20 protein-coding genes are annotated in these 17148 nt (G+C 67.8%); 9 read left to right on the forward strand and 11 right to left on the reverse strand.

What is annotated here, in order from left to right:
- Positions 1 to 159: 159 nt before the first annotated feature.
- Together ACTJJM_RS20325 and ACTJJM_RS20330 are read right to left on the reverse strand one after the other, a co-directional pair.
- The gene (locus ACTJJM_RS20325; protein ID WP_010482867.1) at positions 160 to 753 is read right to left on the reverse strand and encodes a mechanosensitive ion channel family protein; all 594 of its coding nucleotides are present in this window, start codon (positions 751 to 753) and stop codon (positions 160 to 162) included.
- Positions 754 to 787: 34 nt separating this feature from the next.
- On the reverse strand, positions 788 to 967 hold the full coding sequence (locus ACTJJM_RS20330) for a hypothetical protein (RefSeq protein WP_049411841.1): 180 nt from the start codon (positions 965 to 967) through the stop codon (positions 788 to 790).
- A gap of 126 nt (positions 968 to 1093) precedes the next feature.
- Between ACTJJM_RS20330 and ACTJJM_RS20335 the strand changes: the two genes are divergently transcribed.
- From ACTJJM_RS20335 to ACTJJM_RS20345, 3 genes are read left to right on the forward strand one after another with little or no spacing between them, the layout of a single operon-like run.
- Positions 1094 to 1672: an RNA polymerase sigma factor gene (locus ACTJJM_RS20335; RefSeq protein ID WP_071306478.1), complete on the forward strand. Its 579-nt coding sequence runs from the start codon at positions 1094 to 1096 to the stop codon at positions 1670 to 1672.
- On the forward strand, positions 1669 to 2202 hold the full coding sequence (locus ACTJJM_RS20340) for a hypothetical protein (RefSeq protein ID WP_019337005.1): 534 nt from the start codon (positions 1669 to 1671) through the stop codon (positions 2200 to 2202). Before ACTJJM_RS20335 ends, ACTJJM_RS20340 begins: the two co-directional genes overlap by 4 nt.
- A gap of 10 nt (positions 2203 to 2212) precedes the next feature.
- Positions 2213 to 3094 carry a DUF4097 family beta strand repeat-containing protein gene (locus ACTJJM_RS20345; protein WP_005414223.1) on the forward strand — a complete coding sequence of 294 codons (882 nt, stop codon included), beginning with the start codon at positions 2213 to 2215 and terminating at the stop codon, positions 3092 to 3094.
- A 49-nt stretch (positions 3095 to 3143) separates the two neighbouring features.
- On the opposite strand, the gene ACTJJM_RS20350 is transcribed toward ACTJJM_RS20345, so the two are convergent.
- The 3 genes from ACTJJM_RS20350 to ACTJJM_RS20360 all read right to left on the reverse strand — a co-directional run bounded on the left by ACTJJM_RS20350 (position 3144) and on the right by ACTJJM_RS20360 (position 5222).
- The gene (locus tag ACTJJM_RS20350) at positions 3144 to 3326 is read right to left on the reverse strand and encodes a hypothetical protein (RefSeq protein ID WP_005410566.1); all 183 of its coding nucleotides are present in this window, start codon (positions 3324 to 3326) and stop codon (positions 3144 to 3146) included.
- Positions 3327 to 3337: 11 nt separating this feature from the next.
- Positions 3338 to 3631, reverse strand: coding sequence for a YkgJ family cysteine cluster protein (locus tag ACTJJM_RS20355; RefSeq protein WP_053462562.1), 294 nt, complete (start codon positions 3629 to 3631; stop codon positions 3338 to 3340).
- Positions 3632 to 3860: 229 nt separating this feature from the next.
- Entirely contained in the window at positions 3861 to 5222 is a 1362-nt protein-coding gene (locus ACTJJM_RS20360) for an Hsp70 family protein (protein ID WP_049452684.1), read from the reverse strand.
- A gap of 182 nt (positions 5223 to 5404) precedes the next feature.
- Between ACTJJM_RS20360 and ACTJJM_RS20365 the strand changes: the two genes are divergently transcribed.
- A complete protein-coding gene (locus tag ACTJJM_RS20365) occupies positions 5405 to 5740 on the forward strand; it encodes a zinc ribbon domain-containing protein YjdM (protein ID WP_010482882.1) in 336 nt (111 codons plus the stop codon).
- Between the two features lie 6 nt (positions 5741 to 5746).
- On the opposite strand, the gene ACTJJM_RS20370 is transcribed toward ACTJJM_RS20365, so the two are convergent.
- The gene (locus ACTJJM_RS20370; protein WP_019662133.1) at positions 5747 to 6901 is read right to left on the reverse strand and encodes a tetratricopeptide repeat protein; all 1155 of its coding nucleotides are present in this window, start codon (positions 6899 to 6901) and stop codon (positions 5747 to 5749) included.
- Positions 6902 to 7129: 228 nt separating this feature from the next.
- On the opposite strand from ACTJJM_RS20370, the gene ACTJJM_RS20375 reads away from it, so the two are divergent.
- The 4 genes from ACTJJM_RS20375 (at position 7130) to ACTJJM_RS20390 (ending at position 9995) form a co-directional block, all read left to right on the forward strand.
- The gene (locus ACTJJM_RS20375; protein WP_019662132.1) at positions 7130 to 7732 is read left to right on the forward strand and encodes an HD domain-containing protein; all 603 of its coding nucleotides are present in this window, start codon (positions 7130 to 7132) and stop codon (positions 7730 to 7732) included.
- A 50-nt stretch (positions 7733 to 7782) separates the two neighbouring features.
- The gene (locus ACTJJM_RS20380; RefSeq protein ID WP_049398321.1) at positions 7783 to 7956 is read left to right on the forward strand and encodes an oxidoreductase-like domain-containing protein; all 174 of its coding nucleotides are present in this window, start codon (positions 7783 to 7785) and stop codon (positions 7954 to 7956) included.
- A complete protein-coding gene (locus ACTJJM_RS20385) occupies positions 7953 to 8570 on the forward strand; it encodes a DUF998 domain-containing protein (protein WP_197602312.1) in 618 nt (205 codons plus the stop codon). Before ACTJJM_RS20380 ends, ACTJJM_RS20385 begins: the two co-directional genes overlap by 4 nt.
- Positions 8571 to 8648: 78 nt before the next feature.
- Positions 8649 to 9995, forward strand: coding sequence for a virulence factor family protein (locus ACTJJM_RS20390; protein ID WP_053092032.1), 1347 nt, complete (start codon positions 8649 to 8651; stop codon positions 9993 to 9995).
- 29 nt (positions 9996 to 10024) lie between these two features.
- On the opposite strand, the gene mprF is transcribed toward ACTJJM_RS20390, so the two are convergent.
- Entirely contained in the window at positions 10025 to 12589 is a 2565-nt protein-coding gene (gene mprF / locus ACTJJM_RS20395; RefSeq protein WP_071306473.1) for a bifunctional lysylphosphatidylglycerol flippase/synthetase MprF, read from the reverse strand.
- Between the two features lie 192 nt (positions 12590 to 12781).
- Between mprF and ACTJJM_RS20400 the strand changes: the two genes are divergently transcribed.
- Positions 12782 to 13129 carry a RidA family protein gene (locus ACTJJM_RS20400; RefSeq protein WP_005410556.1) on the forward strand — a complete coding sequence of 116 codons (348 nt, stop codon included), beginning with the start codon at positions 12782 to 12784 and terminating at the stop codon, positions 13127 to 13129.
- 51 nt (positions 13130 to 13180) lie between these two features.
- On the opposite strand, the gene rnfB is transcribed toward ACTJJM_RS20400, so the two are convergent.
- From rnfB to ACTJJM_RS20420, 4 genes are all read right to left on the reverse strand, one after another.
- Positions 13181 to 13594, reverse strand: a complete 414-nt coding sequence (gene rnfB / locus ACTJJM_RS20405) for an Rnf electron transport complex subunit RnfB (protein WP_010482896.1) — start codon at positions 13592 to 13594, stop codon at positions 13181 to 13183.
- A 25-nt stretch (positions 13595 to 13619) separates the two neighbouring features.
- Entirely contained in the window at positions 13620 to 14210 is a 591-nt protein-coding gene (locus ACTJJM_RS20410; protein WP_010482899.1) for an HAD family hydrolase, read from the reverse strand.
- A gap of 78 nt (positions 14211 to 14288) precedes the next feature.
- Positions 14289 to 16370 (reverse strand): methionine--tRNA ligase, encoded by a 2082-nt coding sequence (gene metG / locus ACTJJM_RS20415; RefSeq protein WP_010482901.1) that lies wholly within the window; start codon positions 16368 to 16370, stop codon positions 14289 to 14291.
- Positions 16371 to 16469: 99 nt separating this feature from the next.
- A complete protein-coding gene (locus ACTJJM_RS20420; protein ID WP_005410552.1) occupies positions 16470 to 16913 on the reverse strand; it encodes a DUF2147 domain-containing protein in 444 nt (147 codons plus the stop codon).
- Positions 16914 to 17148: the final 235 nt, after the last annotated feature.

Below are 17148 nucleotides of genomic sequence, written 5' to 3' on the forward strand. Positions count from 1 at the left end.
TGAGCCGCATGGATGCGGCGACCGAGCTTACATGGACGTACTTGCAGCGTCCCCCTCAACCGGACCCACCCCGCCTACCCACGGATAGCCAGCTTCTGCCGTTGACGTTGACGTTGATTCGGCAGGTGCAGGGCTGCAAGCCCTGCCGAACACCGCGCCTCAACCGTCGCCCTGGATGCCGCCAGGCGCCTGTGCCGGGTCGCGCCAGCGGCGCACCGTGCGCTGGAAGAACAGGTTGTTCGGCAGCTGCAGCACCGTGCCTTCGTGGCCGTCGCCGGTCTCCTGCAGCGTGGTGTAGATCAGGTTCACGTCGATCACCCGGCCCTTCAGGCCCGGCTTCTCGCCGTTCTCCAGCACCTCGATGTAGTCGTGCAGGCGGAACGGGCGGGTGGTGAAGATCAACAGCGTGCAGAAGATGTTGGACAGCACGCTCCACGCCGCGAAGAAGGCCACCGCGCCCACGGCGGCGAAGCCGGTAAACGCGGTCCACAGCACCGACGGCTTCGCGCCGAGCAGGCTGAGGATGTAAAGCAGGGCACTGAAATAGACCACGAAACTGGTGATCCGGCGTGCACCCATCACCATTTCGGGCGGCAGCGTGTAGTGCTCGGCGAAGCGGCGGATCAGGCGACGGGCGAGCACGCGCAGGAGCCACGCAACCAGCAGCACCAGTACGATCTGCACGGCGACGCCGGCGTAGTTCAGCCACGGGTGGGTCCAGGCGGGCAGGTGATCCTTCAGCGACAACATCATGGGGCGACTACGGAGGGGGAAACGGCCCCCGATGTTACCCGGCGCGTGCGGGGGATTCGACCGCCGGGGTCCAGGCCAGGCACACCAGCTCCTGGCGGTGCTGCTGCAGGCAGGCGCGGCCGTTGTCGGGGCGCAGCTGCAGTGACAGGCCCAGCGCCTGCAGCAGGACGCAGGTGGTGATCACCAACAGGGCGGCGCAGGATGGGCTGGACATGGCAGGACTCCTGGACGGCAATTTTGCGAAGGACCTTCCATGGATGCAGCAGCCATCAAAAAGGTTGCATGGCATTGATCGTGGATGGGCTCTAAACCTTTTTCCGGGTCGCCGCATCCAAGCGATATGCTCGACATCACCATGCCCGCGCTGCCTGCCGCCAACGACGCCGTCGACGAACCCGCCCTGGTGCGGGCGGCCGCCGCCGGAGACACCGCGGCCTATGAACTGCTGTACCGGCGCCATGCGCCCCGGGTATTCGCTGTGCTGTGGCGGCTGTGTGGCGGCCAGCAGGCACGCGCCGAGGACGCGCTGCAGGAAGCGTTCCTGCAGGCATGGAAGGCGCTGCCGGGCTTCCGTTTCGAGAGCAGCCTGTCGACCTGGCTGCACCGGCTGGGCGTCAACGCCGCGCTGATGGAACTGCGCGGGCGTGCTGCTGGGCAGGACCATGACAGCCTCGACGAAGTGGACGGAGGGTTGCAGGAACTGGCGGTACACGACCGCTGTGCCGGCACCGAACGCGACCTCGAACGGGCGCTGTCGACACTGCCGCCACGGGCACGTGCGGTACTGGTACTGCACGACATCGAAGGCTGGAAACACCAGGAAATCGCCGAACAGCTGCAGATGGCCGTCGGCAGTTCCAAGGCACAGTTGCATCGTGCGCGCGGCCTGTTGCGCGCACGGCTGGGAGACATGACATGAATACACACGACCACGATTCCGACCACGATCTACTGGCACGGCTGCGCGCGCTGCCAAGCGAGCGCGACGTACCCACCGATGGCTGGGCACGCCTTTCGGCCCAGCTGCCGCCGCGTGAGCCGCAGGCGGCGCCTGCGCCGGGCGACAACGTGGTGGCCCTGCCGAACCGTTCGCGTCGGCGTTGGTGGTTGCCGGTGGGTGCGGTGTTGGCGGCCAGTCTGGCGGTCTACGCCGTGGCGCCGTGGCGCCATGCGCAGCCAGAGGTGCCGGTACCTTCAGCACTGCAGCTGCAGGCGGCGGCGATGACCGAGCAGTACCAGCAGGCCGTTGCTTCGCTGCCCGATGGACGGGCGCCGGAATGGCAGCCGGCCCTGCACGAACTGGATGAAAGCGCGGCGCAGATCCGTGCCGCCCTGGCGCAGGACCCGCGTGCGCCGCACCTGCTTGGCCAGCTCAAGCGCACCTATGCGCTGCGGCTGGAACTGACCCGGCAGGCGGCCTATGCCGCCGAGTCCGGCTTGACGACCTGAGGAGACCCCCATGACCCGAACCCTGATTTCCTGCTGTGTCGCGCTGCTGCTGGCCCCTGCCGTAGCACTGGCCGACACCCGCATCGACGAGCGCCACACCCTGGCCGCGGGCGGTCGCATCGAGCTGAGCAACGTGGCCGGCAAGGTGACCGTGCGCGGCTGGGACCGCAATGACGTGCAGCTCACCGGCACGCTCAGCGACGGCCTGCAGTTGCGCCAGGAGAAAAGCGCCAACCGGGTGCGCTGGGAGATCGAATATCCGCGCCGCAGCAACAATGGTGGCGCGACGCTGGTGCTGAACGTGCCGCGCTCGGTGGAGCTGCTGCTGAGCACGGTCAGCGCCAGCCAGGACATCAGTGGCATCGATGTGCGACGGCTGCAGGCCGACACGGTCAGCGGCAGCCTGAGCGCAGCTGGCCGCAGTGGCGACAGCAAGCTCAACACGGTCAGTGGCAGCGTCAGTGCACGCCTGCAGACGCCGAAGCTGGACGTGAATACGGTCAGTGGCCGGATCGAGGCCGGCGGCGGGGTATCCGGTGATATCGGTGCGCAGACGGTGTCCGGCCGGGTCGAGGTGGACGCCGGGCGCGTGCAGCGGCTGGCGGTGGAGACCGTCTCGGGCAGCATCGATCTGGCAGCAGCCGGATTGGCACCCGGTGGCCGCATCAATGTCGAATCGGTCAGTGCCTCGGTCACGCTGAGCCTGCCGCGCACGGTGTCGGCACAGCTGTCGGTGAACAGCTTCAGCGGGTCGATCAACAGCGATGCCGGGCAGGTGGAGCGGCCGCGCTATGGGCCGGGCAGCCACCTCGATACGCGGCTGGGCGGCGGCGACGGTGACATCCGCATCCAGTCGCATTCGGGCAGTGTGCGGGTACGCCTTGACCGCTGAGCGCGATCCGGCAGGCCGCGGCGGCAGCGCCGCCGCGGTCAGTGTTGGGTCAGCTGGCCTTCTTCAGTGCCCAGGTGGTGCCGAGGACTTCGATCTTGCCACCGGCCTTGCGGAACGCTGCCAGGTCCGAAGCGATCGAATCGCTGCTGACCACGGTGCTGGCGGCCGCGCCCTTGCGTTCGCTGCGGATGCTGTTGCTGGCCTTCGCGGGGGTCTTTGCCTTGCGGGGCATGGTTGCTCCTGTCAGGTGGAAGGGGAGGAAAGCGCCCAGGCGTCGGCCTGGCGCAGGTAGTCCTGCCGCTCGCGGCGGCAGTCATCGCCGCCCATCGAAAACTGGCGGCAGATCGCCGGGCGCTGCGAATAGATCGTGCAGCGCAGGTGATAGGGATCGATCGCCGCGCACCAGCCTTCCTCGTTGCGCGCCATCACGGCACGGCCGTGGGTGTCGCGTGACAGGAACTGGCCAGGCACGTGGTCGCCGGGCTGCAGCAGCACGGGCAGCCGGCAACAGACCGCGTCACAACGGCGGCAGTCGATGGGTGCAGGTGCTGCGTCAGGTTGTAAGGCCACAGGGGCCTGGCGGGTGCCCAAAGCGGGTCTCGATGGCGGCTCAGGTGCTGCGCGGACCATGAACGAGCCAGGAAGGCATGGCCGCTAGGCCCGCAGGGCGGGCCAGGCTGCACCGTGGACACACACCGGCGTGGCCGGTGGAAGGTGCAGCGGAGTTCTAGCCGACCAAGAGTAACTTAGACCGCGTAACGTTTTGTTAATCCTGGCTGGCTGCCGCCAAGGCCAGGCCCTGGACCACGCCCAGCGAGGGCTCGCCGTGGACCATGCGGGCGCCCGGGAAGGCCTCGGCCACGGCCTGGCGCAGGTAACCGGCGCGGGACATGCCGCCGGTGAGGAACACCGCATCCGGGTCGCCCCCGATGTCGCTGCGGACCTGGGCCAGCAGTTCCCGGATCTGCTCCAGGTAGCCATGGGCGGCGGCGGCCAGGCCATCGGCGCTGCTGTCGGCATGCAGGTCGCGGGCAATGTAGTCCAGCGTGCTGCGGTGCTCGCTGGCGGCACTGAGGGCGATCTTGGCGCGTTCGACGTCGCGGTACAGCCGCGCGGTGTTGCCGGTGTCCTGCAGCGCCTGCAGGCGGTCGCCCCAGGGCGCGTCGACATGGTCGTACTTGTGCAGGCGGAAGTCGCGCTGGCGGGTCATGTCCTGCACGGTGGCCGCTTCCACGTAGTGGTGGGCCGGCACGCGGGTGATGCCGCGGCCGAACAGCGGCATGTAGCTGGACAGGCTCAGCGCCAGGTCGATGTCGGTACCGCCGCGGGCGATACCCCAGGCGCGGTGGATGCGCGGGGCGTCGTCGCCGCCGACTTCGGCATGGGCGATGTCGGTGGTGCCGCCGCCGATATCGACGATCACCGCCTGGTGCCGCTCGCGGCTTTCGGCGTGGTAATGCATGGCCGCCGCGGCCGGTTCCTCGAGGAAATCGATCTGGTCGAAGCCGGCCTGGGTGGCGGCCTCGCGCAGGATGTCCAGCGCCTGGTCGTTGCCGGCCGCACCGATCGAACTGCGGAACTGCACCGGACGGCCAAGCAGGGCCGAGCGCAACGGTTGGCCGAGCTGGGCGCTGGCGGTCAGGCGGATGTGTTCGAGAATGTGCGCGGCGATACCGGTGATGGTCTGCTTCGCACGCGGGTGCAGGTTGTAGCCCAGCATCGACTTCGGGCTCTGCACCAGGTTGCCTTCGTGTTCCTCGAAATAGGCTTCCAGCGCGTCATCGCCGTAGACCGCGTTCTGCAGCAGGTCGCTGGCGCTGCGTTCCTTGCCGGCGCGGGCTTCCATCCATTCCCGGCGCAGCGCGCGCAGGGCTTCGCGGCGCAGTGCCTGTGGCGTGCGTTCCTGGCCGGCGGCACGGGCTGCGCGCGCGGCGCTGTCGATCATCTGCTGCAGCTGGTGTTCCTGGCCGTCATCGAGCTGGAAGTCGTCCGGATCGGGCACCACGCCGGGGAAATACACGCTGGTGCGGAACTGCTCGGCATCGCCGAAGCGGATCGGCAGCAGTTTTCCCTCATGCACGATGGCGGCGGCGGAGTTGCTGGTACCGAAGTCGATGCCGAGGCGCATGGGGAGTTCCGGGGGCGATCAGGGGCCGCGCACTCTGCTGCAGTTCGCCGCCGACTGCAAGTTCCAGCGGGCGTGCTGTTCTGGTCCGGGTCCAGTGGGCAGCCCGGAGCCCGCCCGGAAAAGGGCCGGGGAAGCCGGCCGGTTACAATGGCGGCTGTTGATTCACTTTGAGGTATTTGCTGATGTCTTCTGCCCCCGCCTGCCCGCAGTGCACCCTGGAAAACACCTACGCCGATGGTGCGCTGTGGATCTGCGCCGACTGCGGTTTCGAATGGACCGCCGAGGAAAGCGCCGGTTCCACCCTGGTCGTGCGTGACAGCAACGGCAATACCCTGCAGGCCGGCGACACCGTCACCGTGATCAAGGACCTGAAGGTGAAGGGGTCTTCGATCCCGCTCAAGCAGGGCACCGTGATCCGCAACATCCGCCTGGTCGAGGATGATGCCGAGCACATCGAAGGCAACTCGGACAAGATCAAGGGCCTGGTCCTGAAGACCTGCTTCCTCAAGAAGGCCTGATCACCTTCAGCGCCTGGCCTGCTGCTGCGCGCGCCAGCGGGCCAGGCTGTCCAGCTTGGCCTGGTAGCGCGCCTGCTCCGGCGCGCCCCCCAGTTCCTGTGCACGCAGCAGTTCGCGATCGGCGCGCTTGAGCTGGCCAGCCAGGAAATAGACCCGCGCCAGCCCGAAGTGGAACTGATGCGCGGTGTCATACAGGCGCACGGCCTGCCGGTAATAGCGGATCGCCTGGTCCAGCTGGCCGGCCCGTTCGGCCTTGGCGCCGAACATGTACTGCGCGAACGGGTCTTCGCGCTGCACCGATTTCAACCGGCGCTCAAGTGACTGCGCCTGCGCGGTCAAGCCCAGGCTGCGGAACAGCGCGGAGGCATTGGTCAGTGCGGCATCCTGGCGGCCGTCCAGCTGCAGCGACCGGTCCAGCGCCTGCCGCGCCGCCTCGTTGTTGCCTTCGCGGTGGTCGAGCACGCCGAGGTTGTTCCACACTGGAGCGAACCCGCTGTCCTGAGCCACGGATGCGTCGAAGAATGCACGGGCGCCGCCGAAGTCACCGTCGGCGAGGCGCTCCGCACCCCGGTTGTTGTAGAAATGCGCCAATGCCCGCGCACGGCTCACGGGAACCGGCCCGCGGCGGTCATAGAGCACATTGCGATCCAGATCAACGGTACCGAAACGCCCGCCGACATCGACGCCGGCATTGACGTGGCCGACGCTGTAGACCACGCCCGCGTCCTGGTCCTGGTACCAGGACACCACCTGCCCGACTTCCTGCACGCGGGCCTGGATGCCCGCCTCCCGCGCAAGCGTCACGAACAGAAGGGTGAAGGCCAGGCAGTTGGCGCGGCGGTGCTGCCAGATATCGCTGACGGTGTAGGTCGCATTGGCGTCGTACTGCAGGTCCAGCCCGTGCTGGTCGAAGATCATCTCCACGAGCGCCTGCAGGCGCTGGTCGCGGGAGTAGCTGCGCTGGATCACCTGCTTCTGGAGCATCGCACGCAGGTCCGCGGGAATGGCGAACACTTCTTCCGGGGTCGGCACGCGTGCGGCCGACACGGTGATGGTCGGGGTCGTCACCACATCGGCGGGCGGTGCCTGGCCTGCGCCGAAGGCAGGAGCACAGAAGGCCAGCAGCGAAAGGGTGAGGCAATGGGCGGCAGAACGGTACATGACGGTTCCCGGCAGCGGCGGGCGCTCCCGCCTGGGGCGAGTGTATTCCCATGGATGCCCAGCTGCAGCGACCGTTGGTCGGCGCCGCGTTCATCCACAACCGATGTGGACCAGCGCGCGACAAAGCTGTGGACAACTGGCTCCGGGCCTCGCCTGGCAAGCGTTGTGAGTGTGTGGTGAAAAAACCGCCAGCTTGCCCGGCGCCGGCACAGGCGGGATGATCCGGGCATGGACTTCTCACCGCTGACGCTTGCCCCGGCGCAGTGGCAGGCGCTGCAGGACAGCTATGCCACGCCGCCACGCGCCTACCACCACTTCGGCCATGTGCGCGCGGTGCTGCAGCACTGCCAGGAGGTGGCCGACGGCCCCGGCTGGCAGCAGCCGGCCGAGGTCTACCTGGCCGTGCTCTACCACGATGCGATCTACGTGGCGGGGCGAAAGGACAACGAAGCACGTTCGGCGCAGATGGCCCTGCAGGCGATCGCACAGGCGCCGGCGCTTGCCGGTGTCGACGCTGCTCGCGTGGAGCAGTTGATCCTGCTGACCGCCCGCCATGGCGCGCTGGGTCCGGAGGATGTGGATGCCGAGGCGGCGCTGTTCCTGGACTGCGACATGGCGATCCTGGCTGCACCGGAGCCGGTGTTCGCCGCCTATGACCGTGGCGTGGCCGAAGAATACAAGGGCGTGGTGCCCGGCTTCCTGTACCGTGCCGGCCGTCGCCGATTCCTGCAGGGCCTGCTGCGCGCACCGCGGATCTTCCTCAGTGAGTTCTTCCACCAGCGCCTGGACGCGGCCGCCCGTGACAACCTGCGTCGCCAACTGGGTGGTTGAGCCGGCCCGGTACACTGGTGTCCTGTTTCCAATGATTGTTGTTTCCGACCGTGTCCGTTCCTGATCCCGATCCCCGCCCGCTGCCACCGGAAGAGCCCGGTCCCAACGAGTGCTGCGGCAGTGGCTGCCCGCTATGCGTGCTGGACCTGTATTCCGATGAGCTGCAGCGCTACCGCAAGGCACTGGCCGAGTGGAAGACGCGGCATCCCGAGGCCGCACCATGAGCCGTGCGCGCCCGGCGGCGGTGCTGGCACTGGTGGCGCTGCTGCTGTTCGTGGCCACCGCGCTGTGGACCCAGGTCGCGCGCAGTGATCTGGACTGGGTGCGGGCGACCTTGAGCCTGTACCTGCACGGGCCGTGGGGGCTGGCGTTGCGTGCTGCCTACTGCCTGCTGGCGCTGGCCATTGCCGCACTTGGCATTGCGCTGTATCGCGGCAGCATCGGCCCGCGGCGCAGTGCGGCCGCCCCCTTGCTGTTCACGGTTTCCGCGCTGGGCCTGGCGACGGTGGCGATCGGCGACAGCTGGCTGCCTGAAGCGACGCCGCTGCTGGCACCGTTCATCCATGGACTGGCAGCCAACACGGCGTTCCTGTGTGCCAGCGTCGGCATGCTGCTGCAGGCCTGGTACCTGCGCCGCGAACCGGGTTGGCAGTCCGCCGCGGGCCTGCTCTGGGGCTGGGCATGGCTGGCCTTCGTGCTGCTGTGGCTGCATGTGCTGTGGCGTGGTGGACCACCGCGTGGGCTGGGACAGAAAGTGGTGATCGCGGTGATCGTTGGCTGGCTGCTGTATCTGGCGATGGCCCTGTACCGTCGCAGCCGCCAGGCCACGGCCCACTGAATCCCCAACGGCCTGCGCCGGTACGTGCCGTGCACGCGGCGGCGGCGTATCGTGTGCGCATTCCATCGGGGATGCGATATGAAGCGTGCAGGGCTGGGCAGGGCAATGGGTGTGGTACTGGCGCTGGCCGCGCTGCCGGCGACGGCGGCCGTGACCCCGCAGCAGTTCAGCCATGGGCGGTTCGAGCAGATTCCGGTGCACATGCCGGCCGGCACGCCGCAACGGGTGGTGATCTGGTTCCACGAACCCACGGCCGGCGGTGACACCAGCCGCCTGCCGATCGAGGCCCTGCGTGCCGATGGCGCGCTGGTCGCGGCAGTGGACATTGCGCACCTGCGCGGTGTGCTCAAGCGCGAGGGGGACCCGACCTGTTCGTTCGGTTCCGGTGACGTCGAGAATTTCTCACGCTGGCTGCAGGCCTCGCTGCATCTGCCCGGCTACCACCTGCCGCTGGTCGGCGGTGATGGCGAAGGTGCCGAGATGGCCTATTCGCTCGCGGCGCAGGCCGATACCCAGGTGTTCGCCGGTGTACTCACCACCGGCTTCTGCCCGGACCACAACCACCAGCGCATGGTCTGCGGCGATGGTGTGAAGCACAACAGGCTGCAGCCTGCCGAACTGAATTTTCCGTGGTTGAGCGCGGCAGGTGATCACGGCTGCAAGGTGGGCCAGGCCAACCAGTTCGTGCAGCAGGTCGCCATGGCGCGCGAGTTCAAGCGCACTGCGCGCGGTGATGCGTCACCGGGCCTGGTGGCTGCGGCACGGGTGATCGGCGCGCAGGCCGGCGTCAGCCTGGCCCCCCCGCCTGCTGCACTGAAGGGCCTGCCGGTGGTGGAAATGCCGGCGACCGGCAACGGCGATACGCTGGCGGTGTTCGTCTCCGGCGACGGTGGCTGGGCTGGCCTGGACAAGAACGTGGCGTCGTCACTCAACGAGCATGGCGTGGCGGTGGTCGGCATCGATTCGCTGCGTTACTTCTGGAGCGAGCGCACACCGAAGGGCTTTGCGGGCGACCTGCAGAAGATCATCGACCACTACCGCCAGCAGTGGCACCGCGACAAGGTGATGCTGATCGGTTTCTCGCAGGGCGCCGACGTGCTGCCGGCCACGATCAACCAGCTCGACGCCGGTACCCGCGAGGCGCTGGAGCGCATCGTGCTGCTGTCGGTGGGCAGGAAGGCCGACTTCGAATTCCATGTCAGCAACTGGCTGGGCGGTGGCGGCGACGGCCTGCCGATCGCGCCGGAAGTGGCCAGGCTGCCGGCGGAAAAAACGTTGTGCGTGTACGGCGACAAGGATGAGGACGCACTGTGCCCGGACCTGCCGGCCAATGACGGCGTGAGGAAGGTGAAGCTGCCGGGCGATCACCATTTCGGGGGTGACTACGATCGCTTGGCTGAAGTGATCCTCAAGGGCGGGGCGTAGCGTCAAGCCATGCCCGACGCATCGCGGCTTCAGTTCCGCCGCGGATCCAGCGAGATCAGGCGCGTGGCATCCAGCAGCGCGGCCGGCAGATGCATGCCGCCGGGCGCCGCGAGATAGCGTGGCCGCCACTGCGGATCGAACTTCGACTTGAAGCGGCGCAGGCCACTGAAGCCATAGAAGCGTTCGCCATGCCGCGCCAGCAGGCCGGCCAGGCGGTTCCAGCGACCGGCCAGCCGATGCTGGGCCAGACCGGACAACGGCGCCATGCCCAGCGAGAAACGCGCATAACCCTGCGCGCGGCCCCACAGGAACAGTTCGATGAAGAGGAAGTCCATCGTGCCCTTCGGTGCTTCGTTGACGTGGCGCATCAGGTCGACCGACAGCTCGGCGCCGGCCGGTGCCTGCCACAGGTTGGCGAACGCCACGATCTGGCCTTCGGCCTCGACCAGCGCTACCGGGAAGCGCACCAGGTAATCGGGGTCGTAGCTGCCCAGCGAGAAGCCCTTCTCATCGCCGGCCTTGTCTTCCAGCCATGCATTGGAAATTGCGTGCAGGCGCGGCAGCAGGCTGGGAATTTCCTCCACCGGTGCCACGCGGAAGGACAGGCCGCCGCGTTTGCCACGGTTCCAGGCCTGGCGCAGATCGGCGCGTTCGCGACCTTCCAGCCCGAAATCATGCAGCGGCACCATCGCTTCCTCGCCCAGCTTGACCAGGCCCAGGCCCAGGTCGAGGTAGGTCTGCCAGTAGGTCTCGCCCACCTGGTAGAACACCGGGCGCAGGCCCAGCCGGTCGGCTTCCTCGCGGAAGCGCCAGATCAGCGCGCGCGCCACGTCAGGCGGGCCGACCGGGTCGCCCATCGCGATCAGCGAACCGCCGTAGCGCTGCATCATCACGAAGCCCTGTTTCGCATCATCGCGCAGCACCGCCTTGTCGGCGGTCAGTACCAGGCAGGCCTGGGTATCGGTGGCGCCGGCCAATACCGGCGCCAGTGATTGCAGCGTGGCTTCGTCGGCGGCCGGCAGCGGGCTGCGGGTGCTGTGCAGCAGCCGCGCCAGGCCGAACATCACCAGCGCGATGGCTACCACCAGCAATGCACGCAGCGCGCGCGGTGCGTTGCCCGACACCGCGAACTGCCACCACAGCTCGTTCTGGTACTCGACATGGCTGTAGGTGAAGAACAGCAGCCAGGTGACCGCGACCAGCACCAGGCCGAGATTGCGCAGCCACGGCCACGACCAGGCTTCGTCCAGCAGCGCACCCTGGCGGTAGAACTCGCGACGTGCGGCCCACAGCGCCATCGCCACCAGCACTGCCGAGACGGCGATCAACAGTTGGCCACCGCGCAGCCACAGCGGCAACGGGGTGATCACGCACACCGCCATTGCCAGCATCCACGCGGCGTGGCTGCGTCGGGCCAGGCCCTGGCCGATCAGCAGCAGGGCGACGCCGCTGAGGCTGCCGATCAGGTGCGAGGTTTCCAGGATCGGCAGCGAGGCGTTCACCAGGTGACGGCGTGGCGTCGGCAGCGTGCCGTCGATGACCAGCGCGGCGCCGATGCTGAATACCGCCAGTGCGATGATCTGCGGCAGCCATGGGCGCAGCGCGTTCCAGCCAGCACGGGTTGCCCCGGCGCTGGCCTGCAGCGGCTGACGCAGGGCGGGCGCAAGGGCAAGCAGGGTGGCCAGCAGCAGCGGCAGCACGTAGTAGGTGACACGGTAGATCAGCGCTGCCGCCAGCACCGCTGCCGGTGCCACCTGCGGCAACAGCTTCAGCAGGCTCCACTCGAACACACCCAGGCCTGCGGGCACGGTGGAGACCAGGCCGGCCAGCACTGCCACCAGGTAGAGGCCGACGAAGCCCGGCAGGCCGGTCGGCGTGGAGTCCGGCAGCAGCACATAGAACGCGGCACTGGCCAGCACCAGCTCGATGACGCTGAGTACGGTGACACCGATCATGGTGCGGCGATCGGGCAGCCACAAGGCGTGACCGAGCACACTGAACTGCCGTCCGTCGCGGCCGACCAGCAGCACGGTGCCGAGATAGGCGAGCAGGGCAACGATGCCGACGATGCGCACGGCATCGGGATTCAATGGCAATGCCAACGCTGCCGCGGCGGGTTCCATGCACAGGGCCACGCTGATCAACAGCCATGCACCGAATACGAAACCGAGCGTGCTCATCAGCACCACCTGGCCGATCTGCGCCAGGTCCAGGCCGGCGCTGCGGTAGCCGCGCAGGCGCACCGCGCCACCGGTCAACGCGGCAAAGCCCACGGTCTGGCCCAGCGTGTGCGCAAGGAACGCGGTGATGCCGACGCGCGCGGGGTGCACGCGGATGCCGCTGCGACGCAGGCCGATGGCATCGAAGCCGATCAGGCAGGCGTAACTGGCCAGGCCGAGTACCACGGTGAGCGCGATCTGCGTGCCGCTGAGCTGCCGGAACGCCTGGCGGATCGCACGATAGCCGTGCTCGTCGAACTCATTGGCCAGGCCGTGCAGGGCCAGGGCGAGGATCAGCAGCGGGATGACGATGGTGGCAACCCGCTTCCAGGTTGGCGTGGAAGGGGCAGTGGTGGAATCGACGGGGGCGGTCATCGGCGCAAGGGTGCGGCAGGAGGGGCGAGGGCGGTGTCAACGCGGGCGTGGCGCATCGTGCGCCTGTCATCGTCATTTGACCAGTGGGACCGTCGGAGCCCGGTAGTGACGTGTCGCGGAGGGTACCCGTGCACCCACCGTCGACCGGTTTGGAGGACAATGCAGGCCTGATCAACCGCAGGAGCCACGCCCATGATGGAGCGTTACGACGTCGGACCGCGCATGTCCGAAATGACCGTATACAACAAGGTCGCCTACCTCTCCGGCCAGATTCCGGAAGACACCAGCCAGGACATCACCGGCCAGACCCGGCAGGTGCTGGCGGAGATCGACAAGCTGCTGGCGCTGGTCGCCAGTGACCGCCAGCACGTGCTGCGCGCCGAAGTGTTCCTGGCCGACATGGCCGACTTCGACGGCATGAACAAGGCGTGGGACGAGTGGGTGGTTGAAGGCGCGACCCCGGCACGTGCCACGGTCGAGGCCAAGCTGGCCCACGCTGACTGGAAGGTCGAGATCGTGGTGACGGCGGCAGTACCGTAACGATTGAATGGGGTCAGATCCTTTTCGCTCAGGAAAGCGGATCTGACCCCGTTACAGCGGCACCAGCTCGATGCAGTCCACCGGGCATGGCGGGATGCACAGCTCGCAGCCGGTGCACAGATCGGCGATTACCGTGTGCATGTACTTGGCGCCGCCGACGATGGCGTCCACCGGGCAGGCCTGGATGCACTTGGTGCAGCCGATGCAGTCGGCTTCCACGATCAGCGCCACCTGCGGCGCCTTGTGCTCGCCGCGCGATCGATCGAAGGGAATGGCAGGTACTCCGAGCACCTGCGCCAGTGCGCGCGCACCGGTATCTCCGCCCGGCGGGCAGCGGTCCACGCCTGCCTCGCCGCGAGCCATCGCCTGCGCATACGGGCGGCAACCGTCGTAGCCGCATTGCCCGCATTGGGTCTGCGGCAGCAGGCGGTCGAGGCGTTCGGTCAGGGGCGGGATCAGGCTCATGCGTGGCGAAGGCTGCGCGTTGGGGTCATTTCAGGGGTTTGCCACGGAACCAGCGCTCGTGGGCCAGGGCCAGCATCGGCTTGTCTTCGGAACTGTCACCGTAGGCATGGATGCGCACGTAGCGCGACAGGTCGAACTGGCGACGGATGTGCTCAACCTTGCGCGGGCCACAGTCGCCACCGGCATAACGGCCTGTGAGGCGGCCGTCCTGGCTCTCCAGCCGGTTGCAGATCAACTGCAGGCCCAGCTGTTCGCACCATGGCCGCAGGTACAGGTCCAGCGAGCCGGACACGATCACCACGGTGTGCTGCTGTTCCTTGTGCCAGCGGATCTGCTCCAGCATTTCCGGGCGCACCACGTCGGGCAGGAACTCACGCGAGAAGCCGGCGGCCAGCGTGGCGATGTCATCGCTGTGGCGGTCGCTGAAGGTCAAACGGGTGACGCGCGCGCGGATGCGCTCGGCCGATATCAGTTTCAGCTTGTACGCGGCCAGCCATGGACCAATCTTCCACCACGCCTGTGCCAGCTGTTCGGCGGTGGCCACGCGGCGCAGGAAACGGCCGTAGGTATCGCAGGTGGTCACGGTGTGGTCGAAGTCGAACAGCGCCAGTTCCATTCCGTTGCCTCCCATCGCGTTGCCTCCGGTGGCCGGTGCTGCCGGCGGGCGTGGCCGCAACCACGCCCGCTGCGGGCATCAGCGGACCGGCATGCCCGGCTGTGCGCCGCTGTCGGCGTCCAGCAGCGCCAGTGCGCCGCCGTCGAAACCGGCCGACAGGATCATGCCTTCGCTCAGGCCGAAGCGCATCTTGCGCGGGGCCAGGTTGGCGATGAACACCACGCTGCGGCCAACCAGCGTTTCCGGCTCGCCGTAGCTGCCGCGGATGCCGGAGAAGATCTGGCGCTTGCCCAGCTCGCCGGCGTCCAGTTCGAAGCGCAGCAGCTTGTCCGAACCTTCCACAAACTCGCAGACCAGCACCTTGCCGATGCGCAGGTCGAGCTTGGCGAAATCGTCGATGCCGATGTAGGCCGGGGCGTCGGCGCTCTTTGCGTCGTCCTTGGCCGGGGCCGAGGCGGCCGGCTTGACCGCTTCGGTCTTGGCGGCGGGGGCGGCAGCAGCGGCCGGCTGCAGGGTGTCCTTGGAGGCGTCGATCATGGCGTCAATCTTCTTCGGGTCGATACGGGTGAACAGCGGGGTGTAGTCGGTGATGCGGTGGCCCAGCAGCGGTTGCGCCAGTTCGGTCCAGTCGTTGACCGGCGCGGCCAGGAAGGCCTCGGCCTGCGCGGCGGTGGCCGGCAGCACCGGCTTCAATGCGGTGACCAGCACGCGGAACAGGTTCAGGCCCTGGCTGCACACGGCCTGCAGCTGCGCGTCGGCGCCTTCCTGCTTGGCGATGACCCACGGCTTGACGTCGTCGATGTAGCGGTTGGCTTCGTCGGCCAGGGTCATGGTCAGGCGGATCGCCGCGGCCGGGTCGTTGCGCTCGTAGGCTTCACGGATCGGCGCCAGGCCGTCGACGAAGCGCTGGTACTGCGCGGCATCAGGCAGCTGCGCGGCCAGCTGGCCGTCGAAGCGCTTGCTGATGAAGCCGGCGCAGCGGCTGGCCAGGTTGACGAACTTGCCGACCAGGTCGGCGTTGACGCGGGCGATGAAGTCACCCAGGTTCAGGTCGAGATCGTCGACGCCTCCGCCGGACTTGGCGGCGTAGTAGTAGCGCAGCGCTTCCGGTTCCAGGCCGGCGTCGAGGAAGGTGCGGGCCATCACGAAGGTGCCGCGCGACTTGCTCATCTTGGCGCCGTCCACGGTCAGGTAGCCGTTGACGTGCAGGCGGGTCGGCGCGCGGTGGCCGGTACCGTGCAGCACCGCCGGCCAGAACAGGCCGTGGAAGTTGACGATGTCCTTGCCGATGAAGTGGTGCAGCTCGGTGGCGGTACCGGCGCGCAGATGCGCTTCGAAGTCCTCGCCGATCCTGCCGCACAGAGTCTGGAAGCTGGACAGGTAGCCGATCGGCGCGTCCAGCCAGACGTAGAAGTACTTGCCCGGCTGGCCGGGAATCTGGAAACCGAAGTACGGTGCATCGCGCGAGATGTCCCACGCGCGCAGGCCACCTTCGGCATTGAGCCACTCACCGAGCTTGGCCTTCACGCCTGGCAGGGCGACGTCGCCGGCCAACCATTCGCGCAGGAACGCGTCGAAGTGGCCCACCTCGAAGAAGAAGTGCTCCGAATCGCGCATTTCCGGCGTGGCACCGGAGATCACCGAACGCGGTTCCTTCAGGTCGGTCGGCGCATAGGTCGCGCCACAGACTTCGCAGTTGTCGCCGTACTGGTCGGGGCTGCCGCAGTTCGGGCAGATGCCCTTGACGTAGCGGTCGGGCAGGAACATGCCCTTGGCCGGGTCGTAGAACTGCGCCACCGAACGGCGGCTGATGTGACCGGCCGCTTCCAGCTTCAGGTAGAACTGCTCGGTCAGCGCCTTGTTGGCCGCCGAATTGGTCGAGTCGTAGTGGTCGAAGGCCACGCCGAAGGCGGCGAAGTCACGTTCGTGGCTGGCCTGGATGTTGGCGATGAAAGTTTCCGGGGTGACCCCGGCCTTTTCCGCGGCCAGCATGATCGGCGTGCCGTGGGTGTCGTCGGCGCAGACGAACCAGGCCTTGCCGCCGCTCATTCGCCGCGCACGCACCCAGATGTCGGCCTGGATGTAGCCGACCAGGTGGCCCAGGTGCAGCGGGCCGTTGGCGTAGGGCAGGGCGGTGGTGACGAGCGCGGTACGGGTCATGGTCGCGGGGTGAAGCCGAGGGGAACCGCAGAGTATCGCATGCCCGCAACGAGGTGACCCGGCCGGGGCCGGGTCACGGGGGTGAAGCAGGGGGGGCGCTTATTCGCGCTGCCAGGTCTGCGCGCGGCAGATGAAGGCGATGCAGCCGGATACGTCAAGCCTGGTTCCGCCGGGCTGCAGTTCCATCTTCGACTTGTAGGTCTTGCCATTGGCCGGATCGAGGATGGTGCCGCCGGACCACTTGTTGGCGCCGTCGGCCTTCAGGTTCCAGAGGATGGTCATGCCCTTCACCGGCTTGTTCCTGTTGGCGCCTTCACAGCCGTCACAGACCGGGTTCGGGCCCTTGTCCGAGTGCAGGATGTCGACCACCTTGCCGGTCAGGGTGCCGTTGGCGGCCTGGGTGATCTCGACGATCGACTTCACCTTGCCGGTCTTGTCGTCGATGGTCTTCCAGCGGCCGGCGGCGCCATCGGCGGCCTGCGCCGAGAGCGCGGCCAGGCACAGCGGCAGTGCCAGCAGCAGGGTCTTGAAGGTCTTGCGCATGGTCCCCTCCCAGGGTTCATTCCGGCACGGTGCCGGTACGGGTCGACTGTATACCCATTCGGCGGGGTATGGGGAAGGGGGGCTTTGCAGGGCTGCGCCCTGCACCCGCAGAGGCAACAGCAACGGCAACGGCAAAAGCGGCCATTCCGTGGATGGCGGGGTGGGTCCGGTTGCGGGGGGCGCTGCAAGTACGTCCCTGTAAGCTCGGTCGCCGCATCCATGCGGCTCACGCCCC

This window comes from Stenotrophomonas sp. 22692 (assembly GCF_052045015.1).
In the GTDB taxonomy this organism is placed as follows: domain Bacteria; phylum Pseudomonadota; class Gammaproteobacteria; order Xanthomonadales; family Xanthomonadaceae; genus Stenotrophomonas; species Stenotrophomonas geniculata.